This window comes from Streptomyces sp. NPDC059994 (assembly GCF_042737755.1).
Classification (GTDB): domain Bacteria; phylum Actinomycetota; class Actinomycetes; order Streptomycetales; family Streptomycetaceae; genus Streptomyces.
The window spans coordinates 14,632-29,676 of the sequence record NZ_JBHWUR010000095.1; the positions used below are offsets into that span (position 1 = coordinate 14,632).

Below are 15,045 nucleotides of genomic sequence, written 5' to 3' on the forward strand. Positions count from 1 at the left end.
CTGGGCAGACCGGGTCAGAAAAGGCTGATGGACGCGAAGTGCAGGGCCACCTGGGGCATGCCCGACAGGGCGACGGCGGCGAGCGCGGTGAGCGCGATGGCGACGGTGAGCGGGGCCGGGACGCGGGGGCGCGCGGCGGGCACGCCCACGGCTCCGGCACCCACAGCGCCACCGGAACCGGCACCAACGGGCCCGCCCGGTCCGGCGCCTGCCGAGGTCTTCCCGGCTCCCGCCACCACGGCCTCCGCCCCCTCCACGGGCGCCTCGGCCCCCTCCGGCGCGCGGAACAGGACGGCGGTCCACCGCAGGTAGTAGTACAGGGCGATCACGACGTTGAGCGCCATGACGACCGCCAGCCAGCCCAGGCCCGCGTCGACCGCCGCCGAGAAGACCGTCACCTTGGCGAACAGGCCGATGATGCCCGGCGGCAGACCGGCCAGGCAGAGCAGGAAGAAGCCGAGCGCGAGCGCCGCGAACGGGCGCTCGGCGTACAGGCCGCGGTAGTCGGCGATACGGTTCAGCGGCCGCGTACGGGCGACCAGCGCGGCCACCGCGAAGGCGCCGAGGTTCACCACGGCGTACATCAGGGCGTACGCGACGGTCGCGCCGACCTGGGCGTCGCTGGAGTAGCCCGCGGCCGCGATCGGCACCAGGAGGTAGCCGGCCTGGCCGACGGAGGACCAGGCGAGCAGGCGGACCGCGCTGTACGCGCGCGTGGCCGACTGGCGCAGCGCGCCCACATTGCCGACGGTCATCGTCAGCGCGGCGACGACCGCGAGCGCCGGGCCCCACACGTCCGCGTACGCCGGGAAGGCGATGACGGCCACCAGGATGAGGCCGGAGAAGCCGACGGCCTTGCCGACGACCGACAGATAGGCGGCGACCGGCAGCGGCGCGCCCACGTAGGTGTCGGGGACCCAGAAGTGGAAGGGGACCGCGGCCGTCTTGAAGGCGAAGCCCACCAGGGTCAGCGCGACTCCGGTCTGGGCGACGGTGTCCAGCTGGTAGGGCACGTCGGCAAGCCGGTTGGCGATCTCGGTGAGGTGCAGGGTGCCGGTCGCCGCGTACACGAAGCTGACGCCGAGCAGCATCACCGCGGTCGCGGTCACCGAGGAGAGGAAGAACTTGAGGGCCGCCTCCGAGGACAGCCGGTCGCCCCGCTTGAGGCCGACGAGCGCGAAGGCCGGCAGCGAGGCGACCTCCAGGGCGACGACCAGGGTGGCCAGGTCGCGGGAGGCGGGCAGCAGGGCGGCGCCGGCGGCCGAGGAGAGCAGCAGGAACCAGAACTCGCCCGCGGGCAGCTTCTCGTTGCTTTCGGTGAGCTCCGTCATCGACAGCAGCGCGGTGAGCAGGGCGCCGCCGAGCACCACGAACTGGAGCACCAGGGTGAAGCGGTCGACGGTGTAGCTGCACGCCTCGGGGTTGGTGGTGAGGCAGAAGGTCGAGCGCGTCGACTTGTGGAGCGGGATCAGGAGGAGCAGCGCGGCGCCGAGCCCGGCGATGGCGATCCCGCCGAGCAGCGGCTTGCGCTTCTGCGGCAGGAAGAGGTCGGCGACCAGCACGATCAGCGCGACGGACGCGGTGATCACCGGCGGGGCGATCGCGAGCCAGTCCACGGACTGGACGACGCTTGCGGCGCCGGTGGCGGCTGGGGCGCTTGCGGCGGCCACGGTCACGACTTGCCTCCTGCGAGGAGCTTGTGGACGGCCGGATCGGTGAGGCCGAGGAGGACCGCGGGCCAGAGGCCGGCGAGGACGGTGAGGGCCACGAGCGGGCTCCAGGCGGCGGCTTCGTACCCCTGGACGTCCACGAGCCGGGGCTCGTGCGGCTGGGTGCCCGGCGTGCCCATGCAGACGCGGCGGACGACGACGAGCAGATACGCGGCGGTGAGCAGCGTGCCGAAGCCCGCGATGGCCACGAAGGTGAGGAAGGCGGAGCGGCTGAGGCCGTCGGCCGGGTCGAACGCGCCGAACATGGCCAGCATTTCGCCCCAGAACCCGGCGAGGCCCGGCAGCCCGAGCGAGGCGACCGCCGCGAAGGCCAGGAGGCCGCCCAGGCGCGGGGCCCGGCCGTAGAGGGCGGCGCCGGTCGCGCCGGAGAGGGTGTCCAGGTCGGCCGTGCCGTACCGGTCCTTGAGGGCGCCGACCAGGAAGAAGAGCAGGCCGGTGATGAGGCCGTGGGCGATGTTCGCGAAGAGCGCGCCGTTGACGCCGGTGGGGGTCATGCTCGCGATGCCGAGGAGCACGAAGCCCATGTGGCCGACCGAGGAGTACGCGATGAGGCGCTTCAGATCGCCCTTGTTGCCGCGCTTGGCCAGGGCCAGGCAGGCCAGCGATCCGTAGATGATCCCGGCGACGGCGAAGGCCGCCAGATACGGGGCGAACCGGTGCATTCCATCGGGGGCGATGGGCAGCACGATCCGGACGAATCCATACGTACCCATCTTCAGCAGCACGCCTGCGAGCAGCACCGAACCGACGGTGGGCGCGGCGGTGTGGGCGTCCGGCAGCCAGCTGTGCAGCGGCCACATCGGGGTCTTCACCGCGAGCCCGATCCCGATCGCCAAAACGGCGATGACCTGCACCGATGTGGTCATCCCCCGGCCGTTGTCAGTGGCGAGTGCCACCATGTCGAAGGTGCCGGTCTTCAGCCCGATCAGCAGCAGGCCGAGCAGCATCACGACGGAGCCGAGCAGGGTGTAGAGGATGAACTTCCAGGCGGCGGCCTGCCGTTGGTCGCCGCCCCAGCGGGCGATCAGGAAGTACATCGGGATGAGGACCATCTCGAACGCGAGGAAGAACAGCAGCAGATCGAGGACGGCGAAGGTGGCGAGGGTGCCGGACTCCAGTACGAGCAGAAGAGCGACGAAGGCCTTCGGGGACGGGCCCACGGGCATCTTGAAGTAGCTGTACAGCGCGCAGAGGAAGGTCAGCAGCGCGGTCAGGACGAGAAGGGGGAGTGAGATGCCGTCGATGCCGAGGTGGATGCGCACGTTCAGCGTGGGGATCCACTTGATGTCCGTCGTGGCCTGCATCCTCGACGGGTGGTCGCGGTCGAAGCCGAGCGCCAGGACGATCGCCGCGAGCAGGATCGCGCCGGTGACCGTAACGCCGTGGCGGAGCACGGCCTGGCCGGGCGACTTCCCCTTCAGTCCGGGCGGGGCGGGCAGCAGCGCCGCCACCGCGCCGACGAGCGGGCCGACCACGATGAACGCGAGAAGGAACTGCATCACGGACGCGCTGATATCAATCACGGCTCACGATCCGGCGTTGGCGTTGGCAAGGACGACGGCGACGAGCGCCAGGACGGCGGAGCCCGCGAGCAGCGCGCTGAGATAGGTCTGCACATTGCCGGTCTGGGCCTTGCGCACGGCCGCGCCCAGCCAGCGGGGAAGGGCGCCCGCGCCTTGTACGTACGTCTCGACGACCTCGCGGTCCAGGAAGCGGACCAGTGAGGCGGCGGCGAGCACGGGACGGACGAACAGCGTCCGGTAGACCGCGTCCAGGTGGAAGCCGGTGGCCGCGTGGCGGTGCAGCGGGCCGAGCAGGAGGCGGCCCGGGTCGGCCGGGTCGTACGCCGAGGCGATATCGCCGTAGGCCGGGGTGTGGCTGGCGATGGCCTCTTCCTCGACCAGGCTTCCGTCCGCCTCCGGGTGGGCGGCGACCGCGCCGATCGGGATGCGCGCGGCCAGGGCGCTGGTGTGCCGCCAGGTGGCGTACGTGACGAGTCCGCCGACCAGGGCGACGCCGGTCGAGAGTACCGAGGTGGTCAGGGCAGGGGTGAGCGCGTGGCCGTCGAACCAGTCGTCGAGGTAGCCGGTGGTCAGCCCGAAGCCGATGGACGGGATCGCGAGCACCCAGAGCACGGCGTTCATCGCCACGGGCTGGCGGCTTGGGGTCTCCCCTGCTCGAACGGAGTTGAGAGCTTGGGGAAGGGCGGGGTCCGGGGCGCCCTTGCCGCGGAAGGCCATCAGCCACAGGCGGGTGGCGTACGCGGCGGTCAGCAGGGCGGTGAGCAGACCGGCGATCAGCACGATCCAGCCGGTGCCCTGCGGGGCGACCGTGCTGTCGCCGAGGACGGTGTGCTCGGCGGCCGACAGGACGGCTTCCTTGGAGAAGAAGCCGGCGAAGGGAGGAATGGCGGCGAGCGCGAGCAGGGCGACGGTCATCGTCCAGTACGCGTCGGGGATGCGCTTGGCGAGGCCGTCCATGCGGGACATGGCGGACAGCGAGTTGGTGCCGGCGGCGTGGATGATCACGCCGGCCGCGAGGAAGAGCAGCGCCTTGAAGGCGCCGTGCGAAAGGAGGTGGAAGACGGCGGCGCCGCGGTCACCGACGGCCAGGGCGCCGGACATGTAGCCGAGCTGACCGATCGTCGAGTAGGCGAGGACGCGCTTGATGTCGTCCTGCGCGAGGGCGGCCAGCGCCGAGCCGACCATCGTGACGGCGGCCATCACGGCGAGCACGGTCAGGGCGGCCGCCGAGGCCGCGAAGACGGGGAGGAGACGGGCCACGAAGTAGATGCCGGCCGCGACCATCGTCGCGGCGTGGATCAGCGCGGAGACGGGGGTCGGGCCCGCCATCGCGTCGGGCAGCCAGGTGTGCAGCGGGAACTGCGCGGACTTGCCCGCCACACCGGCCAGGAGCAGCAGGGCGATCAGCGTGGGGTGGTCGATCCCGCCGGTGAGGGCGGCCTGGACGACCCCGGTGATCCGGAACGTACCGGCGTCGGTGGCCAGTGCGAACAGACCGATCAGGAAGGGGACGTCACCGAGCTTGGTGACCAGGAAGGCCTTGAGGGAGGCGGCGCGCGCCTCGCGGGTCTCCCAGTAGTGGCCGACCAGGAAGTACGAGCAGATGCCCATGATCTCCCAGCCGACCAGCAGCACCATCAGGTCGCCGGAGTAGACGACGAGCAGCATCGCGGAGGTGAAGAGGGAGACGAGAGCGGCGTACGAGGGGTAGCGCGGGTCGTCGCGCAGGTACCCGGTCGAATACAGCTGCACACAGGTCGCCACCAGGCCGACAAGCACGGCGACGAGGACGGCGAAGCCGTCGAGGTGCAGGGCGAGGTCGACCGGGACGGACCCGGTCGGGGTGAGCCGCCTCGACGCGTCGATCGACTTGCCGCCGCCCTGGTCCACGGCGACGACGACGGCGAGGACCAACGCGGCCAGGGTCGGCAGTACGGCCAGGGGGCGTACGTAACCGGGGGCGGTGCGGCCGAGCAGGAGTCCGGCGGCCGCGCCCAGGAACGGAAGGAGGGGGACGAGGACGGCGAGGGTCGTGGTGGTCACGCGGCGGCCTCAGCCTTCTGTGCCGGGGCGGCGGGGTCGTCGGGGCCGGAGCCCTCGGCGGTGTCGCGGAGCTTGTCGATGTCCGCGGTGCCCCGGTTGCGGTACACCGCCAGGACGATCGCCAGGCCGATGCCGATCTCGGCGGCGGCGATGGCGATGGTGAACAGGGTGAGCGCCTGGCCGGCGTGGAGGGTGTCGCGCAGCCAGACGTCGAAGGCGACGAGGTTGAGGTTGACGGCGTTGAGCATCAGCTCGACGGACATCAGGACCAGGATCGCGTTGCGGCGCGCGAGCACTCCGTACACACCGGTGCAGAAGAGGAGGACGGCGAGGACGGCCGGATAGATCAGGTGCATCAGCGCTGCTCCTTGTCTCTGGGGGTGTCGCCGGGGGCGCCGTCCGTGTCGCCGCTCTTGCGGGACATGACGATCGCGCCGACGAGGGCGGCGAGAAGGAGGACGGAGAGCGCTTCGAACGGCAGCACCCAGTGGCGGAACAGGATCGAGCCGGAGACCTTCGTCGAGCCCTGGCCGGGCCCGGCGAGGTTGGTCCAGGTCGTCCGGAAGGCGTCCACGACGACCCACAGGAGGGAGCCGGCGGCGGCCAGGGCGACGACGAGGGCGGCCCATCGATTGCCCGAGTCGGCGTCCGGGGAGCGGCCGATCGGCGCCCTGGTCAGCATCAGTCCGAACAGGAGGAGGACGACGACGGAACCGACGTAGATCAGTACCTGCACCCAGGCGATGAACTCGGCGGTGAGCAGGAGGTACTCGACGGCGAGGCCGCCGAGCGCCACGACCAGCCAGAGGGCGGCGTGCACCAGCTGCTTGGTCGTGACCGTCAGGACGGCGGCGCCGAAGGTCACCGCGGCGACGAGCAGGAACGCGACCTCGACCCCGGTCGGGGAGAGGAAGCCGTGGTGCACCGGGTGGTGACCGCTGGCGAGGAGCATCATGCCTGGCCCTCCTCGGTCCGGGGGGCGGCCTCGGGAGCCGCCTCTGCTGCCGGGGCGGCCTCGGGGGCTGCCTCCGCGGCGGCCAGCTTCTCGGCCGTCTTGCGGGCCGCGGCGATCTCCTTGGGCTCCTCGGCCGCCGGGTCGAGGGCGGGCGGGGCCGGGACGGTCCACATCCAGTCGCGGAGCTTGTCGCGCTCGTGGGTGAGTTCGTGGATGTCCGTCTCCGCGTACTCGAACTCGGGCGACCAGAACAGCGCGTCGAAAGGACACACCTCGATGCAGATACCGCAGTACATGCAGAGGGAGAAGTCGATGGCGAAGCGGTCGAGGACGTTGCGGCTGCGCTCGCGGCCGCCGGGGGCGGCGGCCGGGATCGTCTCCTTGTGGGAGTCGATGTAGATGCACCAGTCGGGGCACTCACGGGCGCAGAGCATGCAGACCGTGCAGTTCTCCTCGAACAGGCCGATCACGCCACGGGTGCGGGGCGGGAGTTCGGGCTGGGCGTCCGGGTACTGCGCGGTGACCGTCTTCTTGGTCATCGTGCGCAGCGTCACGGCAAGGCCCTTGGCCAAGCCGGAACCTGGGATCGGGGGCATCAGTTGATCGCCACCTTCACGATGCCGGTGAGCGCGATCTGCGCGAGAGCGAGCGGGATGAGCGTGGTCCAGGCGAGCTTCTGCAGCTGGTCCTCGCGGAGCCGGGGGTAGCTGACGCGGAGCCAGATGACGACGAAGGCGAGGATCGCGGTCTTGAGGAGCGTCCACACCCAGCCGAGCCCGTCGGCGCCGAAGGGGCCGTGCCAGCCGCCCAGGAACAGGACGGTGGTGAGGCCGCACAGGACGACGATCCCGGCGTACTCGGCGAGGAGGAAGAGGGCGAAGCGCAGGCCCGTGTACTCGGTGTACGCGCCGAAGATGATCTCGGAGTCGGCGACGGGCATGTCGAAGGGCGGGCGCTGGAGTTCGGCGAGCCCGGCGATGAAGAAGACCAGGGCGCCGACGATCTGCCAGGGCAGCCACCACCACTCGAAGGCGTTGAGGATGCCGGGGAGGGAGACCGTGCCGGCCGCCATCGCCACGGAGGCGGCGGCGAGCAGCATGGGCAGCTCGTACGCGAGGAGCTGGGCGGCGGTGCGCAGTCCGCCGAGGAGGGAGAACTTGTTGGCCGAGGCCCAGCCCGCCATGAGCGAGCCGAGTACGCCGACGCCCATGACTGCGAGTACGAAGAAGATGCCCGCGTCGACGACCTGGCCGACGGCGCCCTCGCTCGGACCGACGGGGATCGCGACCAGGACGAGGAGGTACGGGAGCAGGGCGACGGCGGGAGCGAGCTGGAAGACGCGGCGGTCGGCGTCGGCCGGGACCACGTCCTCCTTCTGCGCGAACTTCACGCCGTCGGCGACGAGCTGGGCCCAGCCGTGGAAGCCGCCGGCGTACATCGGGCCGAGGCGGCCCTGCATATGGGCCATGACCTTGTGCTCGGTCTGCCCGATGACGAGGGGCAGGACGAGGAACACGGCGAAGACGACGAGGAGCCGGAGGGCGACGTCGAGTGCGTCGTTCACGCGGGTTCGCCTCCGGCGGGGGTGTCGGTTTCGGGGTCGGGGTCGGGGTCGGTGCTGTTGGTGCCGGGGCCACGGCCACGGCCACGGCTGCGGCCGCGGCCGTCGGATTCGGCGGGCCGCGCCTCGGTGGCTTCCGTGGCTTCGGTTGCTTCGGTTGCTTCCGTAGCTTCGGTGGCTTCCGTAGCTTCCGTGGCTTCGGTGGCTTCCGTGGCTTCGGTGGCTTCCGTTGCGTCCGTAGCTTCCGTAGCGTCCGTAGCTTCCGTAGCTTCGGTGGGCTCGTCAGCCGCCGGGGCCGCCGGGGTCTCCGGGGTCTCCGGGGCGTCCGGGGTCTCCGGGGCGTCCTCGAACGCCGGACGCGGGTTGTTCCAGGGGGCGTCCGTGCTGCGGGTGCGCCGCGGGGCCGGTGCGGCCTCCGGGGCCTTAGGTGCCGCAGGGGCCTCAGGTGCCGCAGGGGCCTGAGGGGCATCCGGGGCCTGAGGGGCATCCGGGGTCTGCGGTGCCTCCGGGGCCTGGGAGGCCGAGCCGTCGGTGGCGCTTCGGGTGCGGCGCGGACGCGGGGCGGGTGCCTCCGGGGTCGGGGCTCCGGTCGCCGGGGCGTCCGTGGCGGACGGGTCCGTCGACGGGGTCGTCTGGGACGCCGAGCCCTGGGACGCGCTGCGGGCGCGGCGCGGAGTCGCGGCGGCGCCCTCGGTTGTCGCCGCCGACGGGGCCTGGGTCGCGGAGCCCTCCGTGACCGTACGGGTCCGGCGGACCGGGCGGTCGCCGGCGGCGCGCGGGGTGCGGGCCGGGGCGGGCGGGAGCTGGCCCTTCAGGGGGCCCCACTCGTTCGGGTCCGGGACGCCGGGCGGGAGCATCTGGCGGCGCTTGGGGCCGCCGTGCTCCGACTCCCCCGGCTCCTTCGCGCCCGGCCAGGCCTTGGCGACCCGCGCCGCGAGGACGAAGTCCTTGCGCAGGGGGTGGCCCTCGAAGCCGTCGGGGAGGAGGAGGGGGATCAGGTTCGGGTGGCCCTCGAACGTGACGCCGAACATCTCGTGCGTCTCGCGCTCGTGCCAGCCCGCGCCCGCGTACACGTCGACGGCCGAGGCCAGGACGGGGGCGGTGTGGGGCACGGTCGTACGGACGAGGAGACGGCGGACGCGGCGGCCTTCGAGGGAGACGACGTGTGCGCAGACGCGGAAGCCGGTGCCGGGCTCGTCGACCGCGCTGAGCCAGTCGAAGTACGTGCAGCCCAGTTCGTCGCGGGCGATCTCCAGCGAGGGGATCCAGGAGCCGGCGGGGACGTCGACGGTGAGGAGGCCGTACGCCTCCTCGGCGGTGGCCTCCTCGCCGAAGATCTCGGTGACGGCGTCGGGCAGACGGTCGTACGCGGTCACTGCGCGGCCCCCGGCGTCGGCGTGTCGCTCTCGGAGGCCCCTGCGGCCCCGGAAGCCCCCTCAGTCCCACCGGCCCCACCGGCCCCACCGGCGGAAGCCGCCCCCGGCGCACCCGAAGCACTCGGCGCCGCCGGAGCCGCCGGAGCCGTCACCAGCCCGCTGGTGAGCTGCGCCGGTGACGCCTGCGTGGCGTAGCGCTCGGCCAGGGACTCGCGGGCGATCTTCTCCTGGAGCTTGAGGATGCCCTGGAGGAGCGCCTCGGGGCGGGGCGGGCACCCGGGGACGTACACGTCGACCGGGATGATCTGGTCGACGCCCTTGGTCACCGAGTACGAGTCCCAGTACGGGCCGCCGCAGTTGGAGCAGGCGCCGAAGGAGATGACGTACTTCGGCTCGGGCATCTGCTCGTACAGCCGCTTCACCGCCGGGGCCATCTTGTCCGTCACCGTGCCGGAGACGATCATGAGGTCGGCCTGGCGCGGGCCGGGCGCGAAGGGGATCACGCCGAGCCGGATGAAGTCGTGGCGGGCCATCGAGGCCGCGATGAACTCGATCGCGCAGCAGGCGAGTCCGAAGTTGAACACCCAGAGGCTGTAACGGCGGCCCCAGTTGAGGACCACCTTCATCGGCTCGGGCGCCAGGCGCGAGAGCACGCCCAGGCGCTGGCCCTGCACGGCCGAGGCCCCGGCGGGCGCCGGAGCGCCGTTTTCGGCCACTTTCGGCGTGGGCAGGAACTGGGGATCCGGAGACGTCACGTCCATTCGAGGACGCCCTTCTTCCATGCGTAGAGCAGTCCCACGGCCAGGAAGCCGAGGAAGATGAACATCTCGACCAGCGTGGCCGCGCCGAATCCGGGGGCGGCGAAGACCGTCGCCCACGGGAAGAGGAAGATCGAGTCGACGGCGAAGATCACGTACAGGAAGGCATAGACGTAGTAGCGCACTTGGGTGTGCGCCCAGCCCTCGCCGACGGGGTCCACTCCGCATTCGTACGTGAGCAGCTTCTCCGGCGTCGGGACCACCGGCCGCAGCAGGCGCCCGGCCCCGAAGGCCACCGCGACGAAGAGCACGCCGACGACGGCGAGCAGTCCGACGACCGAATAGCTGTGGAAGTAGTCCGCCGACAGCTGGCGTACGGTCGGTTCCGGCACGTCCGCCCCTCGCTCCCTGACCTCGTTGCTTCGTTGCAGTCTGTTCGACGATCTGTACGCACGGGAGTCTAGGCCCTGCTAAGGACGGCGTAAGCAGGTGTCTCACGCAGGTTGCACACCTGACGCCCGGGCGGCGGCGTCCCGGCGCGCACCGCCCCCGTGTCCGGAAGAGGACCAGGGGCGTGACCCGATCGCGTTGGCGCGCGTGGCTCCGGAACGTCGTGGGCGGCACCGGGGGTGGGGTTTTCCCCAGGCGGAACCCGCCTAGCCACCCCATGGCGCCGGGCCGCGCGGCCCGGCAGGCTTGCCTTCATGACCAGCACCTTCCGCGACGAGCAGCGGCCGAGCCGCAGAGCCGGCCGACGGTCCGGGCGGCGGTCCGACCGGCCGCAGAGCCGGCCGCACGACCAGCCGCCCGGCCTGCCGCACGACCCGTCGTACGACCAGCCGCACGACCAGCCGTCCGACGACGAGAGGCTGCCGCCCGCGCGGTTCGCCTACGACCGGCAGACCTGGAAGGAGATCGCGCATCTCCTCGCCAATCTGCCGATGGCGCTCATCGGCTTCGTCTACGTGGCCGTGCTGGTCTTCACCGGCGCCGGCCTCTCGGTCACCGTGATCGGCCTGCCGCTGCTCGCGGTCGGTCTGGTCGGCGCCCGTCAGCTGGGCAAGCTGGAGCGTGCGCGGGCGCGCGCGCTGCTCGGTGTACGGATCGACGAGCCCACGCCGATCCCGGCCCGGGCGCTGCGGAAGGGCGCGCGCGGCGGGACCCTGCGCTGGCTGTGGACGAGCCTGAAGGACCCGGTGGGCTGGCGGAATGTGCTCTACGAGTTCATCCGGCTGCCCTGGGGCGTGCTGACCTTCGGCGTCACGATGGTCAGCCTGTTCGTGGCGTGGCCGGTGCTCGGGTTCATCGCCCGGGTGCTCACCAACGCCGACCGGGCGATGGTGCGGGCGCTGCTCTCGCCCTCGGACGACCTGGAGCGGCGGATCGCCGAACTGGAGTCGGACCGTGGGGTGGTCGTGGACACGGCGGCGGCCGATCTGCGCCGGATCGAACGCGATCTGCACGACGGCGCGCAGGCCCGGCTCGTCGCCCTCGCCATGGGACTCGGCCTCGCCAAGGAGAAGCTCCTGGAGGGCCAGGCCGACGAAACCGTGGCGGCGATGGTCGACGAGGCGCACGGCGAGGTCAAGCTCGCCCTCCAGGAGCTGCGTGACCTGGCCCGGGGCATCCACCCGGCGGTCCTCACCGACCGGGGCCTGGACGCCGCCATGTCGTCGGTCGCCTCGCGCTGCACGGTGCCGGTGAAGGTGACGGTGGACGTACGGGAAAGGCCCGCGGCGGCGATCGAGGGCATCGCGTACTTCACCGTCTCCGAGCTGCTCCAGAACGTCAGCAAGCACAGCGGCGCGCGGGCGGCCTCGGTGGAGGTGTGGCGGGCGGGCGACCGGCTGCTCATCCAGGTCGAGGACGACGGGCGCGGGGGCGCGCGGCTTGACGGCGGTACGGGCATGGCGGGTCTCGCCGAACGCCTTGGCGCCGTGGACGGGCTGTTCGTGCTCGACTCGCCGCCGGGCGGCCCGACGATCGTCACGGCGGAGCTGCCGTGGCGGGCCCGGGGGCCGAAGGAGTAGGGCCGGCCCCGGAGCCGGGGTAGGGAAAACCCCCCGCCCAAGACGGTGACCGGCTCCATGGTCCGGGGCGGCCGCGACCAGCAGTCTTGTACGTACGAGAACGCGGCCACGCTTACAGCAGCTGCATCGGCCGCATCGGCCGCATCAGCGGAAACGGAACGGACGGACCGATGATCATGGAGACGGAGTACGGGCAGCGGCCTGCACGGCGGCACTTCCTTCCGCCGGCGCTCCGCGCGCCGCTGGAGGCCCGGACGTTCCGTGAGTTCGGCTATCTGCTGCTCAGCCTGCCGATCAGCATCGTCATGTTCGCCTGGGCCATCGTCATGGTGTCGCTGAGCGCCGGGCTGCTGATCACGTTCCTCGGGATCCCGGTGCTCGCGGCCGGACTCGTCGGGTGCCGGGCCTTCGGCACGCTGGAGCGCAAGCGGGCGCGCGCACTGCTCGGCGTGAACGTGGCCGCGCCGCAGCCCGTGCGGGGCAAACGCGGGATGGCCTGGATCGGAGCCGTGCTGAAGAGCGGGGTCTCCTGGCGCCATCTGCTGTACTCGGTGCTGCACTTCCCGTGGGCGCTCTTCTCGTTCGTGGTCTCGCTGTCGCTGTGGGTGTACGGGTGGGGGCTGCTGACGTACCCGCTGTGGCAGTGGGTGTTCCCCATGTACACCGGGCAGGACGGACTCCAGCTGTACGGGGACGGGACGCACGACTTCTATCTGGACTCGCCGTTCGAGATCACCCTGACCGTGCTGGTCGGACTGGTCGTCACGCTCGCCGTGCCGTGGGTCATCCGGGGGTTCGCGTACGTCGACCGGGGTCTTCTCTTCGGGCTGCTCGGGCCGTCGCGGCTTGAGGAACGGGTGGTGGAGCTGGAGTCGGACCGGGGCGTGGTCGTGGACACGTCCGCGGCGGACCTGCGGCGCATCGAGCGGGATCTGCACGACGGCGCGCAGGCCCGGCTGGTCGCCCTCGCGATGGATCTGGGCCTTGCGAAGGAAAAGCTCACCGAGGATCCGCACGCGGCGGCGCGGATGGTGGACTCGGCGCACGGCGAGGTGAAGGTGGCGCTCCAGGAGCTGCGCGACCTGGCCCGGGGCATCCATCCCGCCGTCCTGACCGACCGCGGCCTGGACGCCGCGCTGTCGTCCGTCGCCTCGCGGTGCACGGTGGCGGTGCAGGTGGAGGTGGATCTGCCGGGCCGCCCCGTGCCGGCCATCGAGGGGATCGCGTACTTCACCGTCTCCGAGCTGCTCCAGAACGTGAGCAAGCACAGTGGGGCGAGCCGGGCCGGGGTGGATGTGTGGCGGGCTCAGGACCGGCTGATGCTGCAGGTCACGGACAACGGGCGGGGCGGGGCGTCGGTGGACGGCGGGTCCGGGCTCGCGGGGCTCGCGGAACGGCTGGACGCGGTGGACGGGATTCTGGTCGTGGATTCGCCCCGGGGCGGGCCTACGACGGTCACGGCGGAGCTGCCGTGGCGGGCGTAGTGGCCCCACCTCGCCCCTTCCCGCTGTGACATTTACGGCTCCGCCGCGCGGCCTCCGGGGGTGGGGTGGGCTTCCCTGGGACCGCGCCCCCGGACCCCGTTGCGGGGCTGAGCCCCGAACTCCGTTCGGCTGCGGGCCGTCTGTGGCTGGTCGCGGCCACGCGGCGGAGCCGCTCTTGCCACAGCCCCGCGCCCCTGAGGGGCGGGAGCTCCGCCCCCTGCCGCCGCTTTGGGGTCTCCGCCCCCGGACCCCGCTCCTCAAACGCCGGAGGGGCTGAAATGTGGCCGGGCCCCGTTATGGCTCAGGGGGCGCGGGGAACCGCGCGACCAGCCCCCACCGAACCCGCAGACGAAACCCCCGCCCCCCTCTTCGCCCTCGGGATTTCGCGCAGCGCGGTCCGGATGCTGGGATGCTGGGTGGGCACAGCCGTCGGGTGTGCACAGCCGAGCAACACCGAGCCGGGGGGCTGCAGATCGTGGAGGACAGGGTGCGGATCGTCATCGCCGAGGATTCAGTGCTGCTTCGGGAGGGACTGACCCGCCTGCTGACCGACCGGGGGCACGACGTCGTCGCCGGGGTCGGCGACGGAGACGCGCTGGTCAAGATCGTCGGCGAGCTCGCCGACCAGAACGCGCTGCCGGACGTGGTGGTCGCGGATGTACGGATGCCGCCGACCCACACCGACGAGGGCGTACGGGCCGCGGTGCTGCTGCGGAAGCTGTACCCCGGTGTGGGCGTACTCGTGCTGTCGCAGTACGTGGAGGAGCGGTACGCCACCGAACTGCTGGCCGGCTCCAGCCGCGGAGTGGGCTATCTGCTCAAGGACCGCGTCGCCGAGGTCAGGGAGTTCGTGGACGCCGTCGTAAGGGTCGCCCAGGGCGGTACCGCCCTCGACCCCGAGGTGGTGGCCCAGCTGCTCGGCCGCAGCCGTAAGCAGGACGTACTGGCCGGGCTCACGCCGCGCGAGCGCGAGGTCCTCGGCCTGATGGCCGAGGGGCGCACGAACAACGCGGTCGCGAAACAGCTGGTCGTGAGCGACGGCGCCGTCGAGAAGCACGTGAGCAACATCTTCCTGAAGCTGGGCCTCTCCCCAAGTGATGGCGACCACCGCCGGGTGCTCGCGGTGCTGACCTATCTCAATTCCTGAACACCTGACACCCTGTCAGATGAGTCGGGCAGGGTAGCGGCCTACAACCAAAGACCGAGCGAGGGGCGTCTTACCAGACGGAGCCGGGGGGCGACTGAAATATGACAAACCGGGGCATTGGACCATCTCAAAAGGGCGTCCAGGATGCGATCCATCCAGGGAAGGCGACCCTTACCGACGTAGGGTGGGCTTTGGAGCGACCGGTTCTCCGGGCGCGCCCGAGCAGCCCGTCCCAGGGAGGTCCAGTTCAGTGACCAGCCAGGTCAGTACGCCAGCCGAGCAGGCAGACGGGGCCGATGAGGCCCTCGTCGGTGAGCAGCGCCAACCCGTGGGCACGAAAGAGGTCAAGCGCCTTGATCGGGTGATCATTCGCTTCGCGGGTGATTCGGGTGACGGGATGCAGCTCACGGGTGACCGGTTCACTTCGGAGACCGCCTC

General features: G+C 71.7%; 14 protein-coding genes. 4 read left to right on the forward strand and 10 right to left on the reverse strand.

All coding sequences use genetic code 11. The features are described 5' to 3' along the window. Positions 1 to 14: 14 nt before the first annotated feature. The 10 genes from ACFWA7_RS31690 to ACFWA7_RS31735 are packed head-to-tail and all read right to left on the reverse strand — an operon-like array spanning position 15 to position 10,338. Entirely contained in the window at positions 15 to 1,676 is a 1,662-nt protein-coding gene (locus ACFWA7_RS31690; RefSeq protein ID WP_385826537.1) for an NADH-quinone oxidoreductase subunit N, read from the reverse strand. Then, positions 1,673 to 3,229: an NADH-quinone oxidoreductase subunit M gene (locus ACFWA7_RS31695; protein ID WP_385826548.1), complete on the reverse strand. Its 1,557-nt coding sequence runs from the start codon at positions 3,227 to 3,229 to the stop codon at positions 1,673 to 1,675. The genes ACFWA7_RS31690 and ACFWA7_RS31695 overlap by 4 nt, the downstream gene beginning before the upstream one ends. Before the next feature lie 27 nt (positions 3,230 to 3,256). Next, positions 3,257 to 5,296: an NADH-quinone oxidoreductase subunit L gene (locus ACFWA7_RS31700; protein ID WP_385826539.1), complete on the reverse strand. Its 2,040-nt coding sequence runs from the start codon at positions 5,294 to 5,296 to the stop codon at positions 3,257 to 3,259. Continuing rightward, on the reverse strand, positions 5,293 to 5,652 hold the full coding sequence (gene nuoK, locus ACFWA7_RS31705) for an NADH-quinone oxidoreductase subunit NuoK (RefSeq protein WP_361392146.1): 360 nt from the start codon (positions 5,650 to 5,652) through the stop codon (positions 5,293 to 5,295). The genes ACFWA7_RS31700 and nuoK overlap by 4 nt, the downstream gene beginning before the upstream one ends. Further along, positions 5,652 to 6,251, reverse strand: a complete 600-nt coding sequence (locus ACFWA7_RS31710; RefSeq protein WP_385826541.1) for an NADH-quinone oxidoreductase subunit J — start codon at positions 6,249 to 6,251, stop codon at positions 5,652 to 5,654. The genes nuoK and ACFWA7_RS31710 overlap by 1 nt, the downstream gene beginning before the upstream one ends. Next, positions 6,248 to 6,847 (reverse strand): NuoI/complex I 23 kDa subunit family protein, encoded by a 600-nt coding sequence (locus ACFWA7_RS31715; protein WP_385545169.1) that lies wholly within the window; start codon positions 6,845 to 6,847, stop codon positions 6,248 to 6,250. Before ACFWA7_RS31715 ends, ACFWA7_RS31710 begins: the two co-directional genes overlap by 4 nt. Then, the gene (locus ACFWA7_RS31720; RefSeq protein WP_385545172.1) at positions 6,847 to 7,815 is read right to left on the reverse strand and encodes an NADH-quinone oxidoreductase subunit H; all 969 of its coding nucleotides are present in this window, start codon (positions 7,813 to 7,815) and stop codon (positions 6,847 to 6,849) included. The genes ACFWA7_RS31715 and ACFWA7_RS31720 overlap by 1 nt, the downstream gene beginning before the upstream one ends. Continuing rightward, positions 7,812 to 9,188 carry an NADH-quinone oxidoreductase subunit C gene (locus ACFWA7_RS31725; protein ID WP_385826543.1) on the reverse strand — a complete coding sequence of 459 codons (1,377 nt, stop codon included), beginning with the start codon at positions 9,186 to 9,188 and terminating at the stop codon, positions 7,812 to 7,814. The genes ACFWA7_RS31720 and ACFWA7_RS31725 overlap by 4 nt, the downstream gene beginning before the upstream one ends. Beyond that, positions 9,185 to 9,949 carry an NADH-quinone oxidoreductase subunit B gene (locus ACFWA7_RS31730; RefSeq protein ID WP_385545176.1) on the reverse strand — a complete coding sequence of 255 codons (765 nt, stop codon included), beginning with the start codon at positions 9,947 to 9,949 and terminating at the stop codon, positions 9,185 to 9,187. Before ACFWA7_RS31730 ends, ACFWA7_RS31725 begins: the two co-directional genes overlap by 4 nt. Further along, on the reverse strand, positions 9,940 to 10,338 hold the full coding sequence (locus ACFWA7_RS31735) for an NADH-quinone oxidoreductase subunit A (RefSeq protein ID WP_190092168.1): 399 nt from the start codon (positions 10,336 to 10,338) through the stop codon (positions 9,940 to 9,942). Before ACFWA7_RS31735 ends, ACFWA7_RS31730 begins: the two co-directional genes overlap by 10 nt. Positions 10,339 to 10,650: 312 nt before the next feature. Between ACFWA7_RS31735 and ACFWA7_RS31740 the strand changes: the two genes are divergently transcribed. From ACFWA7_RS31740 to ACFWA7_RS31755, 4 genes are all read left to right on the forward strand, one after another. Further along, entirely contained in the window at positions 10,651 to 11,976 is a 1,326-nt protein-coding gene (locus ACFWA7_RS31740) for a sensor histidine kinase (protein ID WP_385545180.1), read from the forward strand. A gap of 176 nt (positions 11,977 to 12,152) precedes the next feature. Then, a complete protein-coding gene (locus ACFWA7_RS31745) occupies positions 12,153 to 13,460 on the forward strand; it encodes a sensor histidine kinase (protein ID WP_385826550.1) in 1,308 nt (435 codons plus the stop codon). Between the two features lie 487 nt (positions 13,461 to 13,947). Continuing rightward, a complete protein-coding gene (locus tag ACFWA7_RS31750; RefSeq protein WP_385826552.1) occupies positions 13,948 to 14,607 on the forward strand; it encodes a LuxR C-terminal-related transcriptional regulator in 660 nt (219 codons plus the stop codon). A gap of 250 nt (positions 14,608 to 14,857) precedes the next feature. Next, a partial coding sequence (locus ACFWA7_RS31755; RefSeq protein WP_385826546.1) for a hypothetical protein occupies positions 14,858 to 15,045 on the forward strand: 188 nt, incomplete at its 3' end.